21 protein-coding genes are annotated in these 26702 nt (G+C 63.0%); 8 read left to right on the forward strand and 13 right to left on the reverse strand.

Translation table 11 applies throughout. The features are described from left to right. Nucleotides 1-162: 162 nt before the first annotated feature. From AC54AF_RS06815 to AC54AF_RS06830, 4 genes are all read right to left on the reverse strand, one after another. On the reverse strand, nt 163-894 hold the full coding sequence (locus tag AC54AF_RS06815; protein WP_496635925.1) for a BON domain-containing protein: 732 nt from the start codon (nt 892-894) through the stop codon (nt 163-165). A 104-nt stretch (nt 895-998) separates the two neighbouring features. Continuing rightward, on the reverse strand, nt 999-1682 hold the full coding sequence (locus AC54AF_RS06820; protein ID WP_496635926.1) for a hypothetical protein: 684 nt from the start codon (nt 1680-1682) through the stop codon (nt 999-1001). A 149-nt stretch (nt 1683-1831) separates the two neighbouring features. Further along, entirely contained in the window at nt 1832-3553 is a 1722-nt protein-coding gene (locus AC54AF_RS06825) for a dipeptidyl-peptidase 3 family protein (protein WP_496635927.1), read from the reverse strand. Between the two features lie 109 nt (nt 3554-3662). Then, nucleotides 3663-4262 (reverse strand): short chain dehydrogenase, encoded by a 600-nt coding sequence (locus AC54AF_RS06830; protein WP_496635928.1) that lies wholly within the window; start codon nt 4260-4262, stop codon nt 3663-3665. A 113-nt stretch (nt 4263-4375) separates the two neighbouring features. Between AC54AF_RS06830 and AC54AF_RS06835 the strand changes: the two genes are divergently transcribed. Then, nucleotides 4376-5293, forward strand: a complete 918-nt coding sequence (locus AC54AF_RS06835; protein WP_496635929.1) for a LysR family transcriptional regulator — start codon at nt 4376-4378, stop codon at nt 5291-5293. Between the two features lie 10 nt (nt 5294-5303). Here the strand turns inward: AC54AF_RS06835 and AC54AF_RS06840 are convergent, their stop codons facing one another. Genes AC54AF_RS06840 through AC54AF_RS06850 form a run of 3 tightly spaced genes read right to left on the reverse strand, consistent with a single transcriptional unit; the run spans nt 5304 to nt 9633 of the window. Next, nucleotides 5304-6782: an efflux transporter outer membrane subunit gene (locus AC54AF_RS06840; protein ID WP_496635930.1), complete on the reverse strand. Its 1479-nt coding sequence runs from the start codon at nt 6780-6782 to the stop codon at nt 5304-5306. A gap of 40 nt (nt 6783-6822) precedes the next feature. Next, nucleotides 6823-8418: a DHA2 family efflux MFS transporter permease subunit gene (locus AC54AF_RS06845; RefSeq protein WP_496635931.1), complete on the reverse strand. Its 1596-nt coding sequence runs from the start codon at nt 8416-8418 to the stop codon at nt 6823-6825. A 6-nt stretch (nt 8419-8424) separates the two neighbouring features. Next, complete coding sequence (locus tag AC54AF_RS06850; protein ID WP_496635932.1) at nt 8425-9633, reverse strand: HlyD family secretion protein; 1209 nt, start codon at nt 9631-9633, stop codon at nt 8425-8427. A 144-nt stretch (nt 9634-9777) separates the two neighbouring features. On the opposite strand from AC54AF_RS06850, the gene AC54AF_RS06855 reads away from it, so the two are divergent. After that, nucleotides 9778-10497 carry a TetR/AcrR family transcriptional regulator gene (locus AC54AF_RS06855; protein ID WP_496635933.1) on the forward strand — a complete coding sequence of 240 codons (720 nt, stop codon included), beginning with the start codon at nt 9778-9780 and terminating at the stop codon, nt 10495-10497. Between the two features lie 23 nt (nt 10498-10520). On the opposite strand, the gene AC54AF_RS06860 is transcribed toward AC54AF_RS06855, so the two are convergent. The 4 genes from AC54AF_RS06860 to aceE form a co-directional block, all read right to left on the reverse strand. After that, nucleotides 10521-11687: a hypothetical protein gene (locus AC54AF_RS06860; protein ID WP_131688538.1), complete on the reverse strand. Its 1167-nt coding sequence runs from the start codon at nt 11685-11687 to the stop codon at nt 10521-10523. A 431-nt stretch (nt 11688-12118) separates the two neighbouring features. After that, the gene (gene lpdA, locus AC54AF_RS06865) at nt 12119-13894 is read right to left on the reverse strand and encodes a dihydrolipoyl dehydrogenase (protein WP_496635934.1); all 1776 of its coding nucleotides are present in this window, start codon (nt 13892-13894) and stop codon (nt 12119-12121) included. Nucleotides 13895-13904: 10 nt separating this feature from the next. Then, nucleotides 13905-15569, reverse strand: coding sequence for a dihydrolipoyllysine-residue acetyltransferase (gene aceF / locus AC54AF_RS06870; protein ID WP_496635935.1), 1665 nt, complete (start codon nt 15567-15569; stop codon nt 13905-13907). 94 nt (nt 15570-15663) lie between these two features. Continuing rightward, nucleotides 15664-18360, reverse strand: a complete 2697-nt coding sequence (aceE, locus tag AC54AF_RS06875) for a pyruvate dehydrogenase (acetyl-transferring), homodimeric type (protein ID WP_010400959.1) — start codon at nt 18358-18360, stop codon at nt 15664-15666. Nucleotides 18361-18895: 535 nt separating this feature from the next. On the opposite strand from aceE, the gene folD reads away from it, so the two are divergent. From folD to AC54AF_RS06900, 5 genes are all read left to right on the forward strand, one after another. Then, entirely contained in the window at nt 18896-19741 is an 846-nt protein-coding gene (gene folD / locus AC54AF_RS06880; protein WP_034786559.1) for a bifunctional methylenetetrahydrofolate dehydrogenase/methenyltetrahydrofolate cyclohydrolase FolD, read from the forward strand. Nucleotides 19742-19876: 135 nt separating this feature from the next. Then, a complete protein-coding gene (locus AC54AF_RS06885) occupies nt 19877-21946 on the forward strand; it encodes a M3 family metallopeptidase (RefSeq protein WP_496635936.1) in 2070 nt (689 codons plus the stop codon). A gap of 5 nt (nt 21947-21951) precedes the next feature. Then, nucleotides 21952-22377 carry a DNA polymerase III subunit chi gene (locus AC54AF_RS06890; RefSeq protein WP_496635937.1) on the forward strand — a complete coding sequence of 142 codons (426 nt, stop codon included), beginning with the start codon at nt 21952-21954 and terminating at the stop codon, nt 22375-22377. Beyond that, on the forward strand, nt 22374-22763 hold the full coding sequence (locus tag AC54AF_RS06895; RefSeq protein WP_496635938.1) for a DUF2486 family protein: 390 nt from the start codon (nt 22374-22376) through the stop codon (nt 22761-22763). The genes AC54AF_RS06890 and AC54AF_RS06895 overlap by 4 nt, the downstream gene beginning before the upstream one ends. 270 nt (nt 22764-23033) lie before the next feature. Then, nucleotides 23034-24176, forward strand: coding sequence for an ABC transporter substrate-binding protein (locus tag AC54AF_RS06900; RefSeq protein WP_131688531.1), 1143 nt, complete (start codon nt 23034-23036; stop codon nt 24174-24176). Nucleotides 24177-24267: 91 nt separating this feature from the next. On the opposite strand, the gene AC54AF_RS06905 is transcribed toward AC54AF_RS06900, so the two are convergent. Next, entirely contained in the window at nt 24268-25170 is a 903-nt protein-coding gene (locus tag AC54AF_RS06905) for a LysR family transcriptional regulator (protein WP_496635939.1), read from the reverse strand. 91 nt (nt 25171-25261) lie between these two features. Here AC54AF_RS06905 and AC54AF_RS06910 point away from each other — a divergent pair, with 91 nt between their 5' ends. Further along, nucleotides 25262-26272, forward strand: coding sequence for an NAD-dependent epimerase/dehydratase family protein (locus tag AC54AF_RS06910; RefSeq protein WP_496635940.1), 1011 nt, complete (start codon nt 25262-25264; stop codon nt 26270-26272). 21 nt (nt 26273-26293) lie between these two features. Here the strand turns inward: AC54AF_RS06910 and AC54AF_RS06915 are convergent, their stop codons facing one another. After that, the gene (locus AC54AF_RS06915; RefSeq protein WP_131688528.1) at nt 26294-26605 is read right to left on the reverse strand and encodes a c-type cytochrome; all 312 of its coding nucleotides are present in this window, start codon (nt 26603-26605) and stop codon (nt 26294-26296) included. Between the last annotated feature and the right edge of the window lie 97 nt (nt 26606-26702).

Genomic DNA, 26702 nt, shown 5'->3' on the forward strand with positions numbered 1-26702 from the left:
ACTGCCAAGAGAAGATTCCGGCATTTCCCCTATTTGCCGAGGACAGAGCCTAAAATAATCTTGCTGCACGCTTCTTGAAAAAATGAAAAAGCCAGGCTCCGCTCGCGCGGACCTGGCTTTTTTCATGCAGGCAAGGTATTACAACGGCAGGCGCCAGCTGGCCTACTTCACCTTCAAGCCATTCTTCACCTCCGTCACGCCTTCCACGCCACGGGCCAGGTCGGCGGCTTTTTTCACTTGCGCCTGGGAGGGCACGAAGCCGCTGAGCATGACGACGCCATTCACGGTCTCCACGTGCACGTCAAGCGCTTTCAAGTCGTTGTCCTTGACGAGGTCCGCCTTGATCTTGGTGGTGATGACGGAGTCGGCCATTGCCGTCCTGGTGCTGCCGGCCGCATTGCGCGTCATGCAGGCAGCCTTGGCCGCCGCATCCATGGCGTCGCAGTTTTCCTTCATCGTGGCAGGGGGATTCTGCGCCACGTTGGTGCCGGCCCTGGCGCCCGTCTTGGCGTCGGCCAGCGCGGCCGTTTTCGCCGCCTTGGCATCGTTCATGCACGTGGTTTTGTCGGCGCCCGTGCGGTCGCCGCACTTGGCCTTGGCCAGGTCATACTCGGCATTGGCGACGTCCTTGCGGGCCTTGCCCAGTTCGCGCGGGGTGTTGCGGTATTGCGCCACGGCGTCCGATTCGGCCTTGGCGCGCGCCACCTTGGCTTCTTCCACGCAGACTTTTTTCGCGTTGCCGCTGTGGGCATCGCAAGCGGCCTTGGCCTGTTTGTAGTCGGCCGTTGCCTTGTCCGTCAAGCTCTTGTACGAGGCATCCTGCGCATACGCGGGTGTGGCGGCAAACAGGGCGCTGGCACTAGCGGCCAGCATGAGTGCGATCATTTTGTTCATGATGGTTCCTCTCTGGTTAGTTGATGCCCAGATTAGACCCCTGCCGCGCGCAAAGCTCCGTGCGACAGCACACGCTGACAGGCCATTCGCATAAAAATCATCGTTTATTTGTCGCCGCTCAAGCCCTTCCGCCACAATACTTGCGCCTGTTCAAATGGTGAAGCGGACACATCAAACACACCTGCGCTATCGGCCAGCGCCAGCCAGCCTTGCGTGGCGTGCGAACCACCCGCGCCATCGCCGCTGGCGCGCACGCCCCGCATCCAGGCCAGCACATCCTGGTACTGCCCGGGGTGGCGTCCATGCATCCAGGCAAGGGCCACCAGGTCCGCATAGGCCTCTTCGCGGCGCGTCTCGCGCAGCTCCTGCGCCAGCGGTGTCAGCTTGCTCCGCTGCGTGCCAAGCGGCTCGACAAAGCTGCGCGGCAACGCATGCCAGTCGCCCTGCGCATAGCGCTGGCAATGGCCGATCTCATGCGCCGTCATCGCTTCCATCATCAAGCCGTGGCGCGCGGGTGGTACGCCCTGCAAGATACTGTCCGCCTGCGCATTGCCGCGCAGCGATAGCACCAGCTTGCAGCGCCCTGCTGCGTAACCCAGCGCCAGCGGCACGGCGCCGGGCGCATCCTGCGGCTGCACGATGATATCGATGGGCAGGCCTTGCGCACGCGCAAATGCGATGACGGGTTGGCCCGCCTGCAGCCAACGGGTTTCCAGATCGGTGAGCTGGGCGTGCGCCATGGCAGGCACAGCAAGGAACAAACTCAACAGCGAGAACAGTTTCAACATGGGATCGACAGGAGGAAAGAGGCTTTACCACTGCAGAGTAAGCGGTGCAGATATTTCCACAAGGAAAAACTGGCAACTTTTCATAAATAAAGACGGAAGAAAGCCGGCGCAAGCGCCGGCTTTCCAGACTGATACCAATCAAGGGCGAGTTATTTCTGCGTCGCTTGATCCAGCGCGCGGGCCGTGACGAATTCCGGGCGGATATCGTTGGGCACGGCCTTCATCTTATCGAGCGCCACCTGCACTTCAGGGCGGATGACCACGTACTTGCTCATCATCGCTTGCGCGCGCGCATAATCGCCCGTCGCCTCGATGGTCAAAAACTCACGGTCGAGGTCGATCACTGCCTGCTTGATCTTGGAAAAATCGACACCGAACTTGCCATCGCCCAGCGAGACAAAACCACCGTTGTCGAGGAGGTAATTCATCTGGATGGCCATGCCGCGCGCGTGCGAATCCGTCAGGCCGAAGTGCAGGGTGCGGAAACCGGAGGCAAGGAAAGTGTTGTACAGCTTGCGCTCGGCCGCCTCGCCCTGGCCCAGGGTGTCATTCAATTGTCCCTTGTCCATCATGTAGCGCAGCGCAAACAGGCCTGTGATGTCGGCCTTGGCTTCTTCGATGGTCGAATACGCTTCCTTCAAGTCCTGGCGCGGCGTCGATGGCTTGCCGTCAACGACGGTAGCGTGCGGGCCCAGGCCGTGCATGATTTCATGTGCGAGGATGTGCGTGAAGAAGGAATTGAAATCGACGTCCTGCTGCGCCTCAGGCGTGAGCACCAGTTTCGAGATCGGCGTCAGGGTGGCCTTGAACTTGGCTTCCTGCACGTTTTTCAGCATCACGCGCTTCGAGCCGCGCGCGCTGATGATGCGCTCGTCATTGGGCAAGTTGTAGGCGGCCGTCTGCACGGCCATGTTGCCGTCGCCGGCGCCATACACCTGGTTGACCACCACCATCGGCGCCAGCGCGCCCACTTTCGGGTTGCGGTACCGGGCGTCCAGCGGCAGGTTGTCTTCCAGCTCCTGCATGTGCTTGGCAAAGAAATTGAGCTTCTGCGTTTCCGCCTGGTCGCGGATGTTCACGTACGCTTCAAACGCGGCCTTGTAACCGAACAGCTCGTCGTTATACGTTTCGTACGGGCCGATGGTGATGTCGACGGGCGAATCGAGGTCCATCCAGGCGAAGTCGGACGGCAAGTAATCGTTGTCGAGGAAAGCCTTGGCGCGCAAGGTAAGAAATTTCTTCAAGGATGCGTTGTCCGTGGCGGCGGCGGCCTCGTCGAGCAGCCTGGCGAGTTGCTTGAGCTCCACCTTGTATTCATCCGAATACTTGACGGTCTGGTATTTGCCATCCTTGCCCGCGCGAATCGTCGTGAAGAACCATTGCGCCTGCTGCTTGTCGTCCGCCGGCAAGCCATTCATCCACGTTTCCAGGCTGGCCTTGGTGGCGCCTTGCGGATAGAAATTGCCCGCTTCCGGCTTGTGCGCGGGAATCGCGATGCCGGCATAGCTGGCCGGCATGAACGAGGCATGCGCATCGAGCACCGACCAGGGCCCCTTGTTGATCCAAAAATAGTTCAAACGGGCCTGGCCCAGCTTTGATTTGTCCTTCTTCAGGGCTGCCCACAGCGCTTCATTGCCGGACCAGCGCTGGCGCAGCTGCAGCACGTCGACCAGCTTGGCCGCTTCGACCAGCTTGGCGATGGCCTGGCGGTCGCCCGCGGACAGGTGCGCGACATCGGCCGTCAGCGCAACGGGTGCATAGCGGGCGCTCATGCTGGTCAGTTGCTGCGCAGTGGCCGGGGTGGCTGGCGTTGCGGCGCAGGCGCTGCCGACGGCGACGACCATCAGCAGGGGAATCAGGAGTTTTTTCATGGGGGTCTCGGTAAGATTTTTCTCAAAAGCGGCCGGCGCGGATGGCGCGCTGGCGCTTTCTTGCTCAGCCTGCGATTGTCCCACCTGCCCCCATGGCATGGCAAGCGGCTTACCAGACCTTGTACACCTGCCCCGTCTGCGCCCCTTCCACGCTGCGGCTGTAGGCCAGGGCCACGCGGCTGGCGGCGGCCGGCTCGAAGCCATAGAAGAAGGGGCCATACGCTTCCAGCGATTCGGCCAGCACCGTGGGGCTGACGGCATTGATGCGCACGCCGCGCGCCAGTTCGATGGCGGCGCCGCGCACGAAGCCTTCCACGGCCGCGTTCGTCATGCTGGCGGCCGTGCCGAAGCGGATCGGCTGCTCGGCCACGATGCCGCTGGTGAGCGTAATGGAACCACCGTCGTTCAAGTATTCCTGCGCTACCAGCGCCACGTTGACCTGGCCCATCAGTTTACTGTCCAGGCCCAGCTGGAATTGCTCGGGCGTAAATTCGGCCAGCGGGCCGAAATGCAGTTTGCCGGCCGTGACGATGACGGCATCGACCTTGCCGATGCGCTTGAACAGGGCGCGCACTTGCGCGATGTCGCCCATGTCGGCCTGATGCGTGCCGCTGCGGCTGCCCACTTCGATGATTTCATGGCGTTGCGCCAGTTGCGCGGCGACGGCCGTGCCGATGGTGCCGCTGGCGCCGATGATGACGATTTTCATGCTGTTTCCTTGTGTGGGTTGAACGATGGAGCCAGTATGCGCCGCTTACAAAAAGGAATAAATACGCTAGAATTTACAAGATTACCAATCCACAGTTTGCAATCAAGGTGCCCATGGATAAATTGCGCAGCATGGAAATCTTTGTGTCCGTCGTCGATGCGGGCAGTTTCACGGCCGCCGCCGAGGCGTTCCAGATTTCACCCGTGATGGTGGGCAAGCACATCAAATACCTGGAAGAGCGGCTGGGCGCGCGGCTGCTGGCGCGCACCACGCGGCGGCAAAGTCTGACGGAAATCGGCCAGCAGTATGTGGAACAGTGCCGCCAGATCCTGGCCAGCATCCATGCGGCCGAACGGGGCGCGGAAGCCATGCGCACGGCGCCGCGCGGCAAGCTGAAGATCACGGCGCCCGTGTCGTTCGGCAGCGAGTGCATCGCGCCGCTGATGGCCGACTACCTCGACGCATATCCGGAAGTGAGCCTGGAATTGAGCCTGAACGACAGGACGGTGGATCTGGTGGAAGAAGGGTTTGATGCGGCCATCCGCATCGGCAAGCTGGAAGATTCCGCCATGGTGGCGCGCGCGCTGCGGCCGTATGCGATGGTGATCTGCGCCGCGCCCGCCTATCTGGCCAGACACGGCACGCCGCGCATGCCGGCCGACCTGGCGCGCCACGAATGCCTGGATTTCATGCAGTGGACGCGCCACGTGCGCTGGCGCCTGGCCAGGAGCGGCGACGACGACGGCAGCCCCGTGCGCGAGAGCCGCTTCCGCTCAAACAATGGGCAGGCCTTGCGCGTGGCGGCCCTGCACGGCTTTGGCATCGTCATGCAGGCGGAAATCCTGATGGCCGGCGATATCGCCGCCGGCAGGCTGGTGCCGCTGCTGGCCGACTACGTGCCGGCGCCGCGCCCCATGCACCTCGTGTATGCGCGCGACCGCCAGCCCACGCCGAAGCTGACGACGTTTATCGATTTTCTGCTGGAACGCTACGGGCCGGCGGCGACACCGCCGCCGGCCACGCTCACGTAACTGGGGATGCTTAGTTGACCTTTGCGGCGGGCGCCGACGCCAGCGTCGCCAGCTCGCCGTCCGGCTGCCAGCCGGCACCAAGGGACCTCGCCACGGCGACCGTCGCCAGCAGGCGCTGGGTCTTGATCTGCGCGGCGGCGCGGTCCGCTGCCAGCGAACTGCGCTGCGCATCGGTGACGTCCAGGTAGGTCGAGATGCCGCGCTCGTAGCGCGTGCGCGCCACTAGGTAGGCGCGCGCCGCCGCTGCCTGCGACAGGGCCTGGGCGTCGCCCTGCAACTGGCGCTGCTCCACGTCGGACAACGCGTCTTCCACTTCGCGCAAGGCCGTCAACAGCTTCGTCTCGTGGTTCGCCACGGCTTCCGCATAGCGCGCCTTGCTCACATCCAGGTTGGCCTGGTTGCGGCCGCCGTCGAAGATCGGCAGGGACAGGGCCAGCGGGCCAACACTGAACTGGCGCGAGCCGCCCTGCGCCAGGTCGTGCAGCTTTTCCGACGCGTAGCCGAAGTTGCCCGTCAATTGCAGCGTCGGATAAAACGCGCCTTCGGCCACGCCCACTTGCGCGTTGGCCGCGCGCAGGCCCGCCACGCTGGAGACGAGGTCCGGGCGGTGCGCCAGCAGGCTGGCGGGCAGGCCGACGGGAATGGCGGGCGGCAGCGGCAAGCTCGATGGCTGGGCGGCCACCGGCAATTGCAGCGCCGACGGCGGCTTGCCCGTCAGGGTGGCCAGGCTGTTTTCCAGCTGGTTGCGCTGGCGCTTGACTTCATGCAGGTCGGCCTGCGCGTTCGACAGTTCGACTTTCGCGCGCGCCAGGTCCAGCTCATTCGTCAAGCCCGCATTGAAGCGCGCCTCGACCAGCTGCGCCGATTCGCGGCGCGTGTCCAAGGCGCCGTTCAGGATCGCCATTTCCGCATCCAGCCCGCGCAGCTGCCAGTAGTTGCTGGCCACTTGCGCCGACAACATCAGCAGCACGCCGTCGCGGTCGGCCTGCGCCGCCAGCGCCTGCGAATCGGCCGCTTCGACCATGCGTTTGACGCGGCCCAGCAAGTCGACTTCATACGACAGCGAGCCGCCGACGGAGAAATTATTGCCGCTGATGGAGCGGTTGCCCAGGGCCAGGCCCTGCGAGGTGTTGGCCGAAGTGCGCGAGTTCGAGATGCCCGTGCTGACGTTCACGCTCGGGCCCTGGTTGGCGCGCGCCGTGCCGCTTTGCGCCAGCGCCTGCAGCAAGCGCTCGCCGGCCGCTTTCACGCCGGGGTTGTCCTGCAGCGCGCTGCGTTCGAGGCGGTCCAGGGCAGGATCGCCGTAGATGCTCCACCACTCTTTCGGCAGCTGCGCTGCATCCGCTGCGGCCGCGCCGTGGCGGAAAACGCCGTTGTCGACGCCGGCCACGTTCGCCGGGGCGATGAAATCCTGGCCCACGCTGCCGCAGGCGGAGAGCGCCACGGCAAGGGAAGCGGCCAGCGCGATTTTCGTCAATACTGTTTGCATGATGTATACCTTCTTGTTCTTGAGGTGTTGGCGTGCGCGGTCAATGACCGCCGCCGCCACCGGGGGCTTTGAGTTTGTCGGCCAGCCACAGGGGCACGATGCAGGCCAGCAGAATGGCGCCGATCAGGAAGAAGCCATCGTTGTAGGCCATCACATACGCTTCGCGGCGCACGATGCCGTCGATCGCCTGCAAGGCCTGGTTGCCGGCCGTGACGGCGTCATAGCCCTTGGCCATGAACGACGACGTCAGCTGGTCGATGCGCAGCTGCGTGGCGCTGGAATAGGCATTGATCGCTTCGCCCAGGCGCTGCGAGTGGAAGTGCTCGCGGGTGCTCAGTGCCGTGGCCAGCAGGGCGATGCCGATGGAGCCGCCCAGGTTGCGCGTCATATTGAACAGGCTTGAAGCGGACGCCATGTCCTTCGGCGCGATGCCCTTCATGGCGAAGTTCGACAGCGTCAGCATGACGAAGGGCTGGCCCAGCGCGCGCACCACCTGCGACCACAACAGCTGGTCATAGCCGGTGGAAGCGTCCATGTAGGCATTCATCATGCATGAGCCGCCAAACAGCAGCAGGCCGATCGAACACAGGATGCGGTTATCCACCACGGACGACAGCTTGGCGACGAAGGGCATGATGAACAGCTGCGGCAAGCCCACCCACATGATGACTTCACCGATCTGCATCGGCGAATAGCCGGCGATCTGGCCCAGGAACAGGGGCAGCAAAAAGGCCGAGCCATACAGGCCCATGCCCGTCACGGCCGACAGCACGGTAGCGACCAGGAAATTGCGCTGGCCGTACAGGGCCAGGTTGACGAACGGTTCGGCGCGCGTGGTGCTGGTGACGACCCAGCCCAGGATGCCCGTCAGGGCCAGCGCGGCAAAGGCGATGATGAAGCCCGAGTCGAACCAGTCCTTCGAATTTCCCTCTTCCAGGAAGATGGTCAGGCAACCGAGGCCCAGAGCCATGAAGAAGATGCCCAACCAGTCGGCCTTCCAGAACAGCTTCAGCTGCAGCGGCTCCTTGTCGAGGCCATAGATCATGCCGGCGATCAGCAGCACGCCCGGCACCCAGTTGATGTAGAAGATCGAAGGCCAGCCATACAGCTCGCTCAGATAGCCGCCCAGGGTCGGGCCCATGGCCGGCGCCAGGGTCGCCGTCAGACCGAAGATGGCCATGCCGACGGCGCGCTTCGACGGCGGCAGCTTGAGCATCACCAGGGTAAACGCCATCGGAATCAGGGCGCCGCCGGTAAAGCCTTGCAGCATGCGGAAGACGATCATGCTTTCCAGGTTCCAGGCCGCCCCGCACAGGGTGGAGAACAGCAGGAAGAAAGCGGTGGTGCCGATCATGTAGGTGCGCAGTCCGAACACCCGCGCCAGCAGCGCGGTGAGGGGAATGACGATGATTTCGGCCACCAGGTAGGCCGTGGAAATCCACGAACCCTCTTCCTGGGTGGCCGACAGCGAGCCAAGGATATCCTTGAGCGAGGAGTTGGTGATCTGGATGTCGAGCACCGCCATGAAGGCGCCCAGCATGCCGGCGGCGACCGCCAGCCAGGTGCGCCCGGAGACTTTCTCGTCGATCACGGGAAACGCCGGCGGCTTCGCCAGCGTGGTGGAGGGGCTGCTCATGGAAGCTTAGCGGGTGGTGGTCTGGGCGGCAGGAGCGGCAGGAGCTGCGGCGTGGCGCGCGGCCTTGTCCTGCGCCGGCTCGGGCTGATTCACTTCCACTTCGGCGATCACCGACATGCCCGGCACCAGGCGGCCGTTCATGGCCTTGATGTCTTCCGGCTGGAAGACGATTTTTACCGGCACGCGCTGGACGATCTTGGTGAAGTTGCCGGTGGCGTTATCGGCCGGCAGCAGGGCGAATTGCGCGCCCGAGGCAGGGGCGAAGCTGTCCACGGTACCCACCAGTTTTTTGCCCGGCATGGCGTCGATGGTCACGTGCACGCTCTGGCCGCGGTGCAGGTCGGCCAGCTGCGTTTCCTTGAAGTTGGCGGTGACCCAGACGTTGTCTTGCACGATGGCCGTCAGTTGCTGGCCAGGCTGGACGCGCATGCCCGTTTCCACGTTGCGCTTGCCGATGCGGCCGGCGACGGGTGCCAGGATGCGGTTGTATTGCAGTTGCTGTTCCGCGTCCTTCAATTGCACGCGCAGCACGGCCACTTGCGCCTTGGCCACGTCGCGCGCAGCTTGCGCCGCACCGATCTGCGCCTTGGCGGCCGAAGCGCTGTCGCGGCGGGCGGCCAGGTCGGCCACGGCGCCAGAGCGGGCCGCGTTGGCCGCATCGAGTTCCGCTTTCGAGACGGCTTTCATCTGGCTCGTGTACAGCTGGCCATAACGCTCGGCATCCTGTTTTGCGCGCAGCAGCTGTGCATCGGCTTGCGCCACTTGCGCCTGGGCGGCACTCGCTTGCGCCTGCACTTGCGCGATCTGCGCGTCCGCTTGCAGCACTTGCTGCTCGGCGCTGGCGATCTGCGCGGCGATCTGCTCGGTTTTCACGCGCTGGTCGAACGGGTCGAGTTCGGCGATCACGTCGCCCTCTTTCACGATCTGATTGTCGTCGATGAAGACCTTGGTGACGACGCCGGAAATGCGTGCCGAGACGGGATGCACGTGACCGGCCACATACGCGTTTTCCGTTTCCACGAAATAGTGGCTGCGGTACCACATGCGCGCACCGGCGCCCAGCGCGACCAGGACGATCAGGCCGGCGATGATTTTGACGCGGTTGTTCGGCGGGGCGGAGCTGGCGGAAGCGGCGGGCGTGGAAGGTGCGGCAGGGGCCGCGGGTGGGACGGCGCTCAGCACCTTGTGCTCTGCTTGGCCTGGCTGGTTGGACATACTCGCTCCGAAAATGAAATGATATAGGTTCATTATTGGGCAAAGAAAAGCCAAAGTCAAGAAATGAAACGATTGCATTTCATTTTAATTTGCACTACAGTGTGAGCCATCACTTACCCTCCAACTTATAAAGAGACCCAGACCATGTCCGATCCCGGCCTCAGCGATACCTTGCCTACCGATACAGAATCCGGCGATGCCGTCCACGCGCTTTCCTGCTGCGGCAAGCCAGCCGGCCGGCCGCGCGCGGCGGACATGGAGGCGCGCATGGAAAACCTGCTGCACACGGCCGGCAGCCTGTTTCTGGAAAAAGGGTATGGAAAGGTGAGCCTGGAAATGATCGCCCGCGAAGCCCACGTGGCCGTGCGCACGATTTATGTGAAATTTGGCGGCAAGTCGGGCTTGTTCAATGCCGTGGTGGAATTGCGCCGTGCCGCCTATTTTTCGACCATGCCGGCGCTGGAAACGGACATGCGCCCCCTGCCCACCATCCTGGGCGAGTTCGGCCTGCTGTTCCTGCAACTGGTCACCATGCCGGCGGCGATCCGCCTCAATCGCATGGTCGTGGCTGAAGCGGCCACGCACCCGGAACTGGCGGAAACGTTCTACAAGGTGGGACCGGGACAGACGCGCGAGATGCTGACCCGGTTTTTCAGCCGCCCCGACATCGCCCCCCTGTTTCGCGCAGAGCTGACGGCGGCCATGCTGGCACTGCACCTGCTCAATTGCCTGCTGGGCGACCAGATGTCGCGCCTGCTGTTCCCACCACAAACACAGCCGGACGTGGCGCAATTGCGCGCCAAGGTGGAGGTCAGTCTGGACCTGTTCCTGCGCGGCACCCTGCGCCAGCCGCCTGACGCCTGACGCGCGACGGCCTGAAGCGCAAGTCAGCCAGGACGGCTGCAATCTTCCGGCAGCGCCGCTTCGGCGTGCTCATCGCTCAAGCCCAGCGCGCGCAGGAAAGGCTGGGCCGCCGACGCGCCATCAACACTAAGTGAAGACTCACTTCCATCGTAACGGTCCGGGCCATAGCGCATCAGATCAAACGAGGTTTCAAAGCGCTGCGCCAGGAAATACGTACGGAAGTAATCGAAGGAAAACGCCACCTGACCATCGGTCTGCAGCAGCAAGCCATGCGCATACAGCGGCGCCAACCAGTCCCCGGCCGCCATGCTCCAGCCCTTCACGCCACAATAGTCGCTGGCAAAGCGCTCCAGCTCCGCCCCGTTGAGGAAGACGGTCTTGGCTTCGAACATCACGAATGCCAGCTCGATCAGGAATTCGCGCGCATCGGCAGCCACGCCGGCGTCCACGCGCTGCTGCACGCCCGCCTTGCCCAGCAAGCCATCGAGATAAGCGCGCTCGGCCGCCAATTGCGGCAACAAGGCAGCAAACACATACTCGGCATCCACCTGCCCCGTTTCCTGGCCATTTGGCGTGTACAGCACCGACAGGGCGAAGCTCTTGCTCACGTCATCGAATTCGCGCAGGGACACCGTCCACTGCGTGCCTGCCGCGCCGCCATCGGCCGCGCTGTCGAACTCGAGCACGGCAAATGCCGCCATCTGGCCCTGCGCGCCGTACAGGCTGCCGGGATTGCTCTTGAACAAGATGCCCAGCGACTTCATCAGCGAACTGGCATCGCCCGTATGCTGGTGGCCATGGAACACGGCGTGGATATTCTTGTAGTGCGCGCGCTGCTCGGCACTTGCGTGCTCGTCGGCGGAGAAAAAACTGAAACCGGCATTGCCCAGCGCCGCAGCCGCGACACCCTGCTGGCGGCTGCCAGGCACCAGGTAGAAACGCGCGCCAGGCAAGCTGGCCGCCTGCAGCAAGGGGCGCAGGAAGTACTCGTAGACGTACACGGGCGTCGTGCCGGCACAGGCGTCGGGCGCCACCAGCTGGCCCGTGAAGAAAATCGCATCGATCTTCTTGCCCGCCGCCAGGATAGCGGCCACATCCTGGTACAAGGCATGCAGCATCACGGCTTGCTCTTGCTCGTCAGCTCGGCGCAAGCGGACATCGGCAATATGCAGGGCGGTAAATTTTTTCATCGTTGCAAAACTTTCTTAGAGCCTATCCCAGTAGGGAGCGTCTTCTGCTGGTAGTTCATCAGGAGCGCGGGCAAGGCGTGAGGAGGAAGCGTGGCGAGCCACGCGACGACGATCGACGCAGTCCCCCGCTTCTGAGGGGCGCCAGCAGGGGATGTATTCATCTACTGGGACAGGCTCTTAGTACAGCGGAACTTGACCGAACCCCACGCTGGCAACATTCCTGGAAAAATCACACGCTTCTGTTGCTGCAAAAGCAGAACAGGGTGACAGGCCTCCATTCTGCCATTTTTTCCATATGGCAATACTCACCAATTTTCACATGAGGCCGATGCGCTACAGTTCACCTGCGGTTTACCTTGCCAGGATCAAGGAAAATAAAAAAACCCGCAATCGCTTGCGGGTTTTTAATGTTGCAACGTGCGCTTAAAACATCAGCGCTTGCGCGGCGGCGGCAAGTCCGTGCACACGCCTTCGTACACTTCGGCGGCCATCCCGATCGACTCGCCCAGGGTCGGGTGCGGGTGGATGGTCTTGCCGATGTCGGTGCCGTCGCAGCCCATTTCGATGGCCAGGGCGATTTCACCGATCATGTCGCCCGCATGCGTGCCGACGATGGTGCCGCCGATGATGCGGTGCGTTTCCGCGTCGAACAGCAACTTGGTGAAGCCTTCGGCGCGGCCGTTGGCCACGGCGCGGCCGGAAGCGGCCCAGGGGAAGTGGCCCTTCTCGACCTTGATGCCCTTGGCTTTCGCTTCGTCTTCCGTGATGCCGGCCCATGCCACTTCCGGATCCGTGTAGGCGACCGATGGAATCACCTTGACGTCGAAGTGCGACTTCTGGCCAGAAGCCGCTTCCGCCGCCACGTGGGCTTCATGCACGGCCTTGTGCGCCAGCATCGGCTGGCCCACCAGGTCGCCGATGGCGAAGATGTTCGGCACGTTGGTGCGCATCTGGCTGTCGACGTTGATGAAGCCACGGTCGGTAACCGTCACGCCGGCCTTGTCGGCGGCGATCTTCTTGCCGTTCGGGCTGCGGCCCACGGCGACGAGCACCAGGTCGTAGATTTGCGGCGCCGGTGCCGTGGCGCCCGCTTCGGCCGCTTCGAACGTGACCTTGATGCCTTCCGGCAGTGCCTCGACGGCCACCGTCTTGGTCTTGGTCATGATGTTGTCGAAGCGCTTCTCGTTGAACTTCTGCCACACCTTGACGGCGTCGCGGTCCGCGCCCTGCATCAGGCCATCCATCATTTCAACCACGTCGATGCGCGCGCCGAAGGTGGAATACACCGTCGCCATTTCCAGGCCGATGATGCCGCCGCCGATGACCAGCATGCGTTTCGGTATCTGGCGCAATTCCAGCGCGCCCGTCGAATCGACGATGCGCGGGTCTTCCGGCACGAAGGGCAGCTTCACCACGGACGAACCGGCGGCGATGATGGCTTGCTTGAACTGCACGACTTTTTTCGAGCCGTCGCCTGCCGTCACTTCGATGTGGTTCGCGGACAGGAACTGGCCCACGCCCGTGACGACTTGCGTCTTGCGCGCCTTGGCCATGCCGGCCAGACCGCCCGTCATGTTCTTGATCACGCCTTCCTTGTAAGCGCGTACCTGGTCGATGTCGATCGTCGGCTTGGCGAACGTCACGCCCGTGCTGGACATGTGCGCCGTTTCATCGATGACGGAAGCGACGTGCAGCAGCGCCTTCGACGGGATGCAGCCCACGTTCAGGCACACGCCGCCCAGGGTCGCGTAGCGCTCGACGATGACCGTCGACATGCCCAGGTCGGCCGCGCGGAATGCCGCCGAATAGCCGCCGGGACCGCCGCCCAGCACCATCATGTCGACGTCGATGTCGACCTGGCCGCTGTAATTGCCGGCCGGGATGGCGGCGACAGGTGCCGCTGGTGCCACAGCCGGAGCCGCAGCGGCAGGCGCAGGAGCGGCCGCTGGTGCGGCAGCAGCCGCACCTTCAGCCGCTTCCACCACCAGCAGCGCGCTGCCTTCGGCGATCTTGTCGCCAACCTTGACCTTGACTTCCTTGACGACGCCGGCGTGGGTCGACGGGATCTCCATGCTGGCCTTGTCCGATTCAACCGTGATCAGGGACTGGTCCACCTTGATGGTGTCGCCCACCTTGACCATCAGTTCGATGACTTCGACTTCCTTGAAATCGCCGATATTCGGTACTTTTACCTCTACTGTGCTCATCAATCGCTCCTTACAGCAGAATTTTGCGCATGTCGGCCAGGACTTCGCCGAGGTACACGGAGAATCGCGCGCCCATCGCGCCATCGACCACGCGGTGGTCGTAGGACAGCGAAGTGCCCATCATCAGACGTGGCTGGAAGGCCTTGCCATCCCATACCGGCTTGATCGAGGCTTTCGACAGGCCCAGGATGGCCACTTCCGGCGCATTCACGATAGGCGTGAAGTGCGTGCCGCCGATGCCGCCCAGGGACGAAATCGTGAAGCTGGCGCCCTGCATATCGGCCGGTTTCAGCTTGCCTTCGCGCGCCTGCAGCGACAGTTCCGTCATTTCACGGGCGATCTGCGAAACCGACTTCTGGTCCGCGCCCTTGATCACCGGTACCACCAGGCCATTCGGCGTGTCGGCCGCGAAGCCGATGTTGTAGTACTGCTTGAGGATCAGGTTTTCGCCCTTGGCGTCCAAGGACGCGTTAAACGCGGGGAATTTCTTCAGCGCGGCGACGGAAGCCTTGATGACGAATGCCAGCATGGTCAGCTTGGCCGCGTCCTTGTTCTTCGCATTGGCCGCGTTGGTATCGACGCGGAACGCTTCCAGGTCCGTCACGTCCGCTTCGTCGAACTGCGTGACGTGCGGGATCATGACCCAGTTGCGGTGCAGGTTCGGACCCGAGATTTTCTTGATGCGCGACAGCGGCAGCAATTCGGTCGCGCCAAATTTGCTGAAATCCAGCGACGGCCATGGCAGCAGATCCAGGCCCACGCCGGAACCGGCTTTGGCGACCGGAGCATTTGGCACGGCGACGGCGCCCGACATCACGCCCTTGACGAAGTTCTGCACGTCTTCCTGGGTGATGCGGCCTTTCGGACCGGAACCGCCCACCCGGGCCAGGTCCACGCCCAGTTCGCGCGCGAACTTGCGGATCGATGGCGACGCGTGCGCCAGCTTGCCATTCACGGCAGGGGCGGCAGCAGCGGGGGCAGCGGCAGGAGCGGCGACCGGCGCCGAAGCGACGGCAGCGGCTGGTGCGGCGGCAGCCTGCGCTGGCGCGGCGGCTGGGGCGGCAGCGGCAGGAGCGGCAGCGCCGCCCGTCGTTTCCACCACCAGCACCAGGCTGCCCTTGGCAACCTTGTCGCCGACCTTGACCTTCAATTCCTTGACGATACCGGCGTGGCTGGACGGGATTTCCATGCTGGCCTTGTCCGATTCGACCGTCAGCAGCGACTGGTCGACCTTGATCGCGTCACCAACCTTGACCATCAGTTCGATGACTTCGACCTCCTTGAAGTCGCCGATATCGGGCACGGTCACTTCCACCAGGGCCGGCGCGCCGGCAGGGGCGGCAGGTGCTGGTGCAGCGGCGGCGGGGACAGCTTCAGCGGCAGGTGCCGCAGCTGGCGCGGCAGTGACAGGCGCCGATGCCGGGGCCGACGCGTCGTCCGCCACTTCCAGCAGCAGGACCAGCGAACCTTCGGCGATCTTGTCGCCCACGTTGACTTTCAATTCCTTGACGACACCGGCATGGCTCGATGGAATTTCCATGCTGGCCTTGTCCGATTCGACCGTGATCAGGGACTGGTCAACCTTGACCGTGTCGCCTGGCTTGACCATCAGTTCAATGATCTCGACTTCCTTGAAATCGCCGATATCCGGGACTTTGACTTCCACAATGCTCATAGCTTGCTCCGTTATTTTATTTGTCAGATGGACCCGCACACACGCCAGGGCGGCACTTTCGCACCGCCCTGGCATCATCGGGTCCGCACAACGATTACTGGGTCACCGGATTCGGTTTGTTCGCGTCGATGCCGTACTTGGCAATCGCCTGCTCCACCACCGACACGTCGATCTTGCCTTCGTCAGCCAGCGATTTCAACGCGGCCACGGTGACATAATAACGGTTCACTTCGAAGAACTCGCGCAGCTTGGCGCGGCTGTCCGAGCGGCCAAAGCCATCGGTGCCGAGCACTTTATAAGTGCGGCCCTTCGGCATGAAGGCGCGGATCTGTTCTGCAAACGCGCGCATGTAATCGGTCGTGGCGACGATCGGGCCATCCGTGTCCTGCATCAGCGACGTTACGTATGGCACGCGCTGCTGTTTCGACGGGTTGACCATGTTCCAGCGTTCCGCATCCTGGCCATCGCGGGCCACCAGGGTCAGCGACGGCGCCGACCACACGTCCGCAGCCACGCCCCAGTCGTTTTGCAACAGTTCGGCGGCGAAGATCGATTCGCGCAGGATGGTGCCGCAACCGATCAGCTGTACGCGCAGCTTGGCGTCCGCCTGGCCTTCCTGCAGCTTGTACATGCCTTTCAGGATGCCTTCTTCCTGGCCTGGCTTGATGCCTGGCTGGGCGTAGTTCTCGTTCATGATCGTGATGTAGTAGAACACATCTTCCTGGTTGGCGATCATGCGGCGCAGGCCGTCCTGGATGATGACGGCGACTTCATGGCTGAAGGTCGGATCGTACGGCATGCAGGTCGGGATGGTCGCGGCGAAGATATGGCTGTGGCCATCTTCGTGCTGCAAGCCTTCGCCGTTCAGGGTCGTACGGCCGGCCGTGCCGCCCATCAGGAAGCCACGGGCGCGCATGTCGGCCGAAGCCCATACCTGGTCGCCGATGCGCTGGAAGCCGAACATCGAGTAGAAGGTGTAGAACGGGATCATGATGCGGTCGTTGGTCGAATACGACGTCGCCGCAGCGATCCACGAGCTCATGCCGCCCGCTTCGTTGATGCCCTCTTGCAGGATCTGGCCAGCCTTGTCTTCGCGGTAGTACATGACCTGGTCCTTGTCGACCGGCTCGTACAACTGGCCTTTCGGGTTGTAGATGCCGATCTGGCGGAACAGGCCTTCCATGCCGAAGGTACGCGATTCATCGACCAGGATAGGCACCACGCGCTGGCCCAGGTTCGGGTCTTTCAGCAGGGTCGAGATGACGCGCACGAACGCTTGCGTGGTCGAGATTTCACGGCCTTCAGGCGTCGCTTCGAGCACGTTCTTGAAGGCGTCCAGGCCAGGCACGGGCAGGGTTTCTTCCGACTTCTGGCGGCGCTGCGGCAGGTAGCCGCCCAGGGCCTTGCGGCGCTCGTGCAGGTAGACCATTTCCGGCGCGTCGTCGGCTGGCTTGAAGAACGGGATGTCGGCCAGCTTGTCGTCAGGGATAGGCAGCGAGAAGCGGTCGCGCATTTCGCGAATCGCCTCGTCGTCGAGTTTTTTCGTCTGGTGCGCCGTGTTGCGCGCTTCGCCGGACTTGCCCATGCCGTAGCCCTTGATGGTTTTCACCAGCAGGACGGTTGGCTGGCCCTTGTGTTCCTGGGCGATCTTGAATGCCGCGTAGATCTTGTGCGGATCGTGGCCGCCACGGGTCAGGCGCCAGATGTCGTCGTCCGTCATGTTGGCAACCATTTCCAGCAGCTTCGGATGCTTGCCGAAGAAGTGCTTGCGCACGTAGGCGCCATCTTTCGCCTTGTAGTTCTGGTACTCGCCGTCGACGGTTTCCATCATCACGCGCTGCAGGATGCCTTCCTTGTCCTGTGCCAGCAGGGCATCCCAGCCCGGACCCCAGATAACCTTGACGACGTTCCAGCCGGCGCCACGGAATTCGCCTTCCAGTTCCTGGATGATCTTGGTGTTGCCGCGCACGGGGCCGTCCAGGCGCTGCAGGTTGCAGTTGACCACGATGACAAGGTTGTCGAGCATGTCGCGTGCGGCCAGGCCGATCGCGCCCAGCGATTCCGGCTCGTCCATCTCGCCATCGCCGCAGAAGGCCCAGATCTTGCGGTTGTCGGTCTTGGCGATGCCGCGTGCGTGCAGGTACTTCAGGAAGCGCGCCTGGTAGATCGCCATGTGCGGGCCCAGGCCCATCGACACGGTCGGGAACTGCCAGAAGTCAGGCATCAGCTTCGGATGCGGGTACGAGGACAGGCCCTTGCCGTCGACTTCCTTGCGGAAGTTCAGCATCTGCTCTTCCGTCAAACGGCCTTCGAGGAAGGCGCGCGCGTAGACGCCGGGCGAGGAATGGCCCTGGATGTACAGCAAGTCGCCGCCGTGGTCGGCCGTTGGCGCATGCCAGAAATGGTTGAAACCGATGCCCAGCATGTTCGCCAGCGAAGCGAACGAGGACAGGTGGCCGCCCAGGTCGCCGTCGGCGCGGTTGGCCTTGACCACCATGGCCATGGCGTTCCAGCGCATCCACGAGCGCAGGCGCTCTTCGTATTCCAGGTTGCCGGGACAGTGTGCTTCTTGCTTGGTGGGGATGGTATTGACGTAGGCGGTGGTGCTGGAGAACGGGATCTGGGCGCCGCGGCGGCGGGCCAGGTCAACCATGCGCTCCATCAGGTAATGCGCGCGTTCCGGACCTTCATTTTCCAGCACGGCTTCGAGCGCGTCCAGCCACTCCTTGGTTTCCTGCATATCCGGGTCGGTGCCGATCTGTGTCGTTACCTGGTTCAGTTGAGCTGACATCTGTTGAGTCTCCTTTGTGAACGCCCCACCCCGATTTTCCGGATCGCTGTCGGACGGTATTTCGCTGATTATTTACTATTAAGTCGGTTTAGTGTGGGGATTCTAACAGCGTATTTACTATTTTTCAAATTACGATATAGCATTTCGTATTGTGAAATCTCCCTATGAAATTTATGCTGCACTGCCGCAAATTCTGCCCGGAAATTAGGATGAGCAGAGTAGCAAATAGCGCCGAAACCGGAAAACTTTTCATGCCCTGGCCGCCCCTGCTCTACGAGCACATCAGCAAACCGAATTAAAACCCCAGTCGTCCGCACAGGCATACCGGGCCAAGCGGGCCTGAAAAATGTCGAGGGCAAGGCGCGGCGACGCAGACAGTACGCCAGTACGGCAAGGAGCTGCAACGCCGCCATCGGCATTTTCTCAGCCCCGCGTCCCTGACCCGCTGTTGTGACGCCTTTGCATAGCCAAAACCGCCCCTTTGCGCCGCCCGGCTTTATAATCTGTCTTTTCCCTCCCACACAGCCTCCCTACCATGCCAGCACAACTGATCGACGGAATCGCCCTCTCCCAAAAACTGCGCAGCGAAATCGCCACGCGCGCCGCCGCCCTCACGGCCAAGGGCACCCAGCCCGGCCTGGCCGTGATACTCGTCGGTGAAGACCCGGCCAGCCAGGTGTATGTCCGCAACAAGGTCAAGGCGTGCGGCGACGTGGGTTTTCACTCGGTGCTGGAAAAATATGAAGCGGACCTGTCCGAAGCGGACTTGCTGGCACGCATCGCCAGCCTGAACGCGGACCCGGCCATCCACGGCATCCTCGTGCAAATGCCCTTGCCCAAGCACATCAACCCGCACAAGGTCATCGAAGCGATCGCCACGACGAAGGACGTGGATGGCTATTCCGTCCTGAGCGCAGGTGAACTGATGACGGGCTTGCCCGGCTTTCGCCCGTGCACGCCGTATGGCTGCATGAAACTGATCGAAAGCACGGGCGTGGACCTGCGCGGCAAGCACGCCGTCGTCATCGGCCGCAGCAACACCGTCGGCAAGCCGATGGCCCTGCTGCTCTTGCAAGCGAATGCCACCGTCACCATCTGCCATAGTGCGACCCCGGATCTGGGCCTGTACACGCGCCAGGCAGACGTGGTCGTGGCCGCCGTCGGCCGCCGCAACACCCTGACGGCCGACATGGTCAAGCCGGGCGCCATCGTCATCGACGTGGGCATGAACCGCGACGATGACGGCAAGCTGTGCGGTGACGTAGATTTTGCCGGAGTGAAAGACGTCGCCTCCCACATCACCCCGGTACCGGGTGGCGTGGGTCCGATGACGATCACCATGTTGCTGATGAACACGGTCGAGGCTGCCGAGCGCGTTTAAGAGGAGCACCTGAGAAAACGTCCATGGCTGCGTTGCAGTGCCTCGCCGTACTATTCGTACTGCCTTCGGCACCGCGCCTTGCCCTGAACGTTTTTCAGGCGCTCCATATATGAAGACAGAATGGATGAACCGACGATGAATACCAATCCCCTGCTTGATTTTTCCGGCCTGCCCCGCTTCGACGCGATCACGCACGAGCATGTCACGCCTGCCATCGATACCCTCTTGGAACAGGCGCGCGCCACGGTGGCGCGGCTGGAAGCGCCCATGGAAGAAGTCAGCTGGGAAAACTTCGTCGCGCCCCAGGACCAGATCGCCGAAACCCTGGGCCGCGCCTGGAGCATCGTCAACCACTTGAATAGCGTGATCGATACGCCGGAACTGCGCGCCGCCTACAATGCCAACCTGCCCAAGGTGACGGAATTCTGGACCGAACTGGGCCAGAACGACATCCTCTTCGGCAAATACAAGCAACTGCAGGTGCGCGCCGATTTCTCCAGCCTGTCGCCGGCGCGCCGTCGCATCGTCGACAATGCCGTGCGCGACTTCCGCCTCGGTGGCGCCGAGTTGCCAGAGGACAAGAAAGAGCGCTTTGGCGCCATCCAGGAAGAACACGCAGCCGTCTCGACGCGCTTTTCCGAAAACGTGCTCGACGCCACCAATGACTACAAGTTGCTGGTCGAAAACGAAAGCGACCTGGCCGGCCTGCCCGACGACGTGAAGGCCGCCGCGCGCGCCGCCGCCGACAAGGCCGGCAAGCAAGGCTATGAATTCTCGCTGCATTTCCCCTCGTATTATCCGATCCTGCAGTTTGCCGACAATCGCGCGTTGCGCGAAACTATCTACCGCGCCAACGCCACCAAGGCGTCGGACCAGGGCGACGTCTTCAGCAAGAAGGACGAGTGGGACAATACGCAGAACATCGTCACCTTGTTGCGACTGCGTAAAGAAGAGGCGCAGCTGCTCGGCTACGCCAATTTCGCCGAAGTGTCGCTGGTCTCCAAGATGGCCACCTCGCCCGCGCAAGTCATCGCTTTCCTGGAAGACCTGGCCCAACGCGCACGCCCGTTCGCCGAGAAGGACCTGGCAGAACTGAAGCAATTCGCGCGCGAAGAACTGCGCATCGCCGAACTGCAAGCGTGGGACGTGCCGTACGCGTCCGAAAAGCTGCAGGAGCGCCGCTACGCGTTCTCGGCCCAGGAAGTCAAACAGTACTTCCCTGAACACAAGGTGATCGACGGCCTGTTCCGCCAGATCCAGAACCTGTTCGCGGTCGAGATCAAACTGGATACGGCGCCCGTCTGGCACCCGGATGTGCGTTTCTATCGCATCGAGCGCGACGGCCAGCTGATCGGCCAGTTCTACCTGGACCTGTATGCGCGCGCGGGAAAAAGCGGCGGCGCCTGGATGGACGACGCGCGCGGCCGCCGCGCCGACGCCAGCCAAGTGCAAACGCCGATCGCCTATCTGACCTGCAACTTCACGGAACCGGCCGTGGTCGACGGCAACGTCCAGCCGGCGCTGTTTACGCACGATGAAGTGATCACCCTGTTCCACGAATTCGGCCATGGCCTGCACCATATGCTCACGGTGGTCGACGAGCTGGGCGTGTCGGGTATTGCCGGCGTAGAATGGGATGCCGTGGAACTGCCATCGCAATTCATGGAAAACTTCTGCTGGGAATGGGAAGTGCTCGAACACATGACGGCGCATGCCGTCACGGGCGCGCCGCTGCCGCGCGCGCTGTACGACAAGATGCTGGCTGCCAAGAATTTCCAGTCCGGCTTGCAAACCCTGCGCCAGGTGGAGTTCTCCTTGCTCGACATGCATTTGCACTACGACTACGATGCCGGCACGGGCCAGAGCGTGCAGCAGCTGATCGACGGCGTGCGCGCCAAGTTCGCGCTGATCATCCCGCCCCCGTTCAACCGCTTCCAGAATGCCTTTGGACATATCTTTTCCGGCGGCTACGCGGCTGGCTACTACAGCTACAAGTGGGCCGAGGTGCTGTCCGCCGATGCCTATGCAGCCTTCGAGGAAGCCCGTGCGCTGGGACCGGCCGCCACCACGGCGGCGGGCAAGCGTTACCTGGAAGAAATCCTGTCCGTCGGCGGCTCGCGCCCCGCGCTGGAATCGTTCACGGCCTTCCGCGGCCGCGAACCGTCGATCGACGCCCTGCTGCGCCACAGCGGCATGGCCGCTTGATCGCCATGAGCCGCGTCGATTTTCACAGCAACGTGCCCGACAAGCTGGCCTACGCCTGCCGCCTGGCGCGCAAGGCCTACATGGCCGGCAGCAAGGTCGTCGTGCTGGTGCAGGATGGCGCCCAGCTCGACGCCTTGAACAGCGCCATGTGGACCATTTCCGCCACGGATTTCCTGCCGCACGTGCTGGCCGGCGATCCGCTGGCGGCGCAAACACCCATCATCCTGACCGATGACGAAGCGGCCGAGTTGCCGCACCACGACATCCTCGTCAACCTGTCGCAGCTGCCGCCCGCCAATTACGCGCAATTCCAGCGCGTCTTCGAAATCGTTTCCATGGATGAGCAAGATGCGCAGGCGGGCCGCCAGCGCTTCCTGCACTACCGCCAGCAAGACGTGCAGCCGACCCACTTCGTGGCCGGGAAGACATGAGCCTACAGCCATTCGACCAGGGCATTCCCCTGCTGACGGAGGTGCTGCTGGGGCCGGAGGTGGCTGAGGTGGCGGATGCCATCGTGCCTGCTGCGCCTGCCGTCGAGGAAGCGCCCGCATTGCCACCGAGCATAGCTCAGCCCGACTGGGACGCCATCGAATCACGCCTGACGCAGCGCATCCTGCACCAGGTGCAAGGCAAGATCGACCATCTGCTGGAAGAGCGCATCGCCCACGTCCTGCAGACCGCCCTGCAAAACGCCCTGATCGGCATGCGCGGCGCCCTGCGCGAAGACTTGCAGCAATCGCTGGAACAGATCGTGGCCCATGCCGTGAGCCATGAGCTCGGTCACCTGCACCCACCCGCACAGACGCTGCAACCCTGAGCATGCTGCACAATGTCGGGTTACGCGCTGCGCGCTAACCCGACCTACCCGACCTACCCTATTCTTTCCTCCAACGCCATTCTTTGGTGCGCTCGCGCCTGCGAAACCGGTGCATCGCGCCTCACTTTGGTGATTGTTGCGACAAAATGTAAAAAGCCCCAAAAGCGGCTTTGCGCAGCCAGTTTTTTGTTGTACCTTTCTTCACACGTACCGCCTGTCGAAGCGGTTTTCACGAGACGCCGCCGTATCTTTATCCATTGGAGAATGTTTATGCTGCTCAAGACCAAAGTCCTTCCTCTCGCCGTCGCCCTCGCCTTTGCCGGCCATGCGGGCGCGCAGGAAATCATCAAGATAGGCCACGTCGCGCCGGTCTCTGGCGCCAGCTCCCACCTGGGCAAGGATAACGAGAACGCGGCCAAGATGGCCATCGAGGACTTGAACGCCAAAGGCTTCAAGATCGACGGCAAAGCCGTGAAATTCGTGCTGGTGCCCGAAGATGACGCAGCCGATCCCAAGCAGGGCACGGCCGTGGCGCAAAAGCTGGTCGACGCCAAGGTCAACGGCGTGGTCGGCCACCTGAACTCGGGCACGACGATTCCCGCGTCGCGCATTTACTTCAATGCCGGCATTCCGCAGATTTCACCGGCCGCCACCAACCCGACATATACCCAGCAGAAATTCAATACCGCCTTCCGCGTCGTCGCCAATGACAACAAGCTCGGGGGCACCCTGGGCGCGTATGCCGTCGGCAAGCTGCAAGCGAAGAAAATCGCCGTCATCGATGACCGCACGGCCTACGGCCAGGGCGTGGCGGAACAGTTCGTCAAGGGCGCCAAGAAGGCGGCCCCAGGCGTGCAAATCGTCGGCAAGGAATTTACCAATGCCAACGCCACCGATTTCAATGCCATTTTGACCAGCATCAAGTCGAAAAATCCCGACCTGATCTTCTTTGGCGGCATGGATTCCGTGGGCGGCCCCATGCTGCGCCAGATGAAGGCGCTGGGCATCAAGGCCAAATTCATGGGCGGCGACGGCCTGTGCACGGAACCGCTGGGCAAGCTGGCCGGCGACGCTGTCGGCGAAAACATGGTCACCTGCGCGGAAGCGGGCGGCGTGACGGGCGATCAGCAAAAAGGCATGGACGATTTCCGCGCCCGCTACAAGCAAAAATACAATATGGAAGTACAGCTGTACGCGCCATATGTGTACGACGCCGTGATGACCATGGCCACCGCCATGGCCGACGCCAAATCGTCGAAACCGTCGGTCTACCTGCCTTTCCTGGCCAAGGTGAAATACCAGGGCGTGACGGGGCCGATCTCGTTCGACGCCAACGGCGACATCAAGGATGGCGCGCTGACCTTGTTCACCTATCGCGATGGCAAGAAGACCAAGATGGAAGTGGTCAAATAATAGAACCTACTGCGCGGCGCGATTTGCGGCCTGCGATGCTCACTGTGCATTCGCACAGCTCCGCTTCTCAGCCACAACTCACATCCGCTCGCTACGGTTCTTGCTGTCCGGCTACATAAGCCAGTAATCCGTCGGCCAGCGCGTCGAAGGTGGCGCGGCAGCGCAGGCTGCCGCGCAAGTCTGCATGCATGGTGACCCAGGTTTCCATCGGCAGCGCAAACGCTTGCGGCAACACGCGCCGCAGGGCCGGATCGCGCGCCGCCAGCCCCGCCTGGCACACGCCGATGCCGGCGCCCGCGCGTATCAGGGCCAGTTGCGCCAGGTCGCTGTCGCTGCGCCAGGCAAAGTTGTCCCGCGAAAATTCCTGGAAGGCCGCACCCGCGTTGCGTACGAAGGGGCTCGCCTCGTCGTAGCCGATGACGGCATGCTGAGCCAAATCGGCCAGTGCCAGCGGTGTGCCATGCTGTGCCAGGTAATCCGCGTGGGCATGCAGGCCCAGTTCGATATCGCCCACCTTGCGCGCCACCAGTTGCTCCTGGCGCGGACGCAGCATGCGCACGGCGATGTCCGCCTCCCGGCGCAGCAAATCCTGCACCTTGTTGCTCAACACCAATTCAATGATCAAGCCCGGATGGCGCGCGCGCAGGCGGGCCAGTATGGACGGCAGCACCTCCACGCCCACCACTTCGCTGGCCGCGATGCGCACGACGCCCGCTACGCCCTGCCCCTGGCTGCTGGCGGCGCGCTGCATCAGGGCGGCCGTATGCTCCATGGTTTCCGCATGGGGCCGCAGCGCCAGGGCCACTTCCGTGGGCAGCAAGCCCAGCTGAGAGCGCGTGAACAGGGTCGCGCCCAGCGCCTGCTCGAGCGCGGCGATATGCCGCCCGACAGTGGGCTGCGTGATGCCCAGCGCGCGTGCCGCGCCGGACAAGGAGCCATGCTGCAGCACGGCCAGCAGCGAACGGTAGTATTCCCAGGCAATCGAATTGGTCATACATAAATGTATAGCCTGTGGCCGATGCTCGTCAATTCCCAATTAGCCTTGCGCGGCAGATACTGGCGCCATCAACCACAGGGAGGTCAGGATGGAGAACACGAAAAACATGGCATTGGTACTGGGCGCCACGGGCGGCATCGGCGGCGAGATGGTGCGCCAGCTCCTGGCGGCGGGCTGGCAGGTACGCGCCTTGACGCGGGGCGAGACGCCATCGCCACGGGCAGATAACATCGAGTGGCTGCGCGGCGATGCGCTGTCGCGCGCGGACGTGCTGGCGGCCGCCAAAGGCTGCGCCGTCATCGTGCACGCCGTCAACCCGCCCGGCTACCGCCACTGGGGCCAGCTGGTGCTGCCCATGCTCGACAACACCATCGCCGCGGCGATTGCCGAAGGCGCCACCATCGTGCTGCCTGGCACCGTGTACAACTTCGGCCCCGACGCCTTTCCCGTGCTGACGGAGGACGCGCAGCAGCATCCGCGCACGCGCAAGGGCGCCATCCGCGTGGAACTGGAAGCGCGGCTGGAACGGGCCAGCACGCAGGGCGCCAGGGTGCTGATCGTGCGCGCGGGCGACTTCTTCGGCCCCCGCGCCGGCAACAACTGGTTTTCGCAGGGGCTGGTGAAACCGGGCCAAAGCGTGCGCAGCATCCTGTATCCGGGTGCGCCCGGCGTGGGCCACCAGTGGTCCTACCTGCCCGACGTGGCGCGCACGATGCTGCAATTGCTGGCCAGGCGCGCCTCCTTGCCCGCGTTTGCGCGCTTTCACATGGCCGGCCACTGGGACCACGATGGCCGGCAGATGACGGGCGCCATTGCCCGCGTGGTGGAACAGGCAACCGGAGCTGCGCCCGCCATCCGGCGTTTTCCGTGGTGGCTGGTGGCGCTGGCGTCGCCGTTCGTGGCGACCCTGCGCGAAATGCGCGAGATGCGCTATCTGTGGCAAACGCCCTTGTCCATGGAGAATGCGCGGCTGCTGGCCGTGCTGGGCCAGGAGCCGCATACGCCGCTCGACGAGGCCGTGCGGGCGACATTGGAGGGCATGGGCAATCTGCAGAAAGCAGCAGTCAAAAAAAAGGCGCCGGGATTGCCGGCGCGCTGATTGCAGGTGCTGCGGCACAGATTATTTCTGTGCGAGTACCCATTTGACCAGGGTGTGGGCTTCCGCATCGCTCACTTGCGGGTTGGCTGGCATCGGGATCGCGCCCCAGGTGCCGGAACCGCCCTTCGTGACTTTCGCCACGAGCTTGTTTTCCGCGTCTTTCTGACCGGCATACTTGGCAGCCACGTCCTTGAACGCGGGGCCCACCAGTTTCGTGCTCACTGCGTGGCAAGCCATGCAGTTTTTTGCTTTCGCCAGATCCGGATTGGCCAACGCTGCTTGCGATGCCAGAGCCGATACGGTCAATACACTCACCAACATAAAACGTTTCATTGTCTTTTCTCCAAAGTTACTTCCTGCGGCATTTTACTGTGTTTCCGCAGATGCACCACGAGCCCAGATCAAGCGTTTCAATGTAGTAACGCAATGT

It is taken from the genome of Janthinobacterium sp. JF4 (assembly GCF_059617925.1).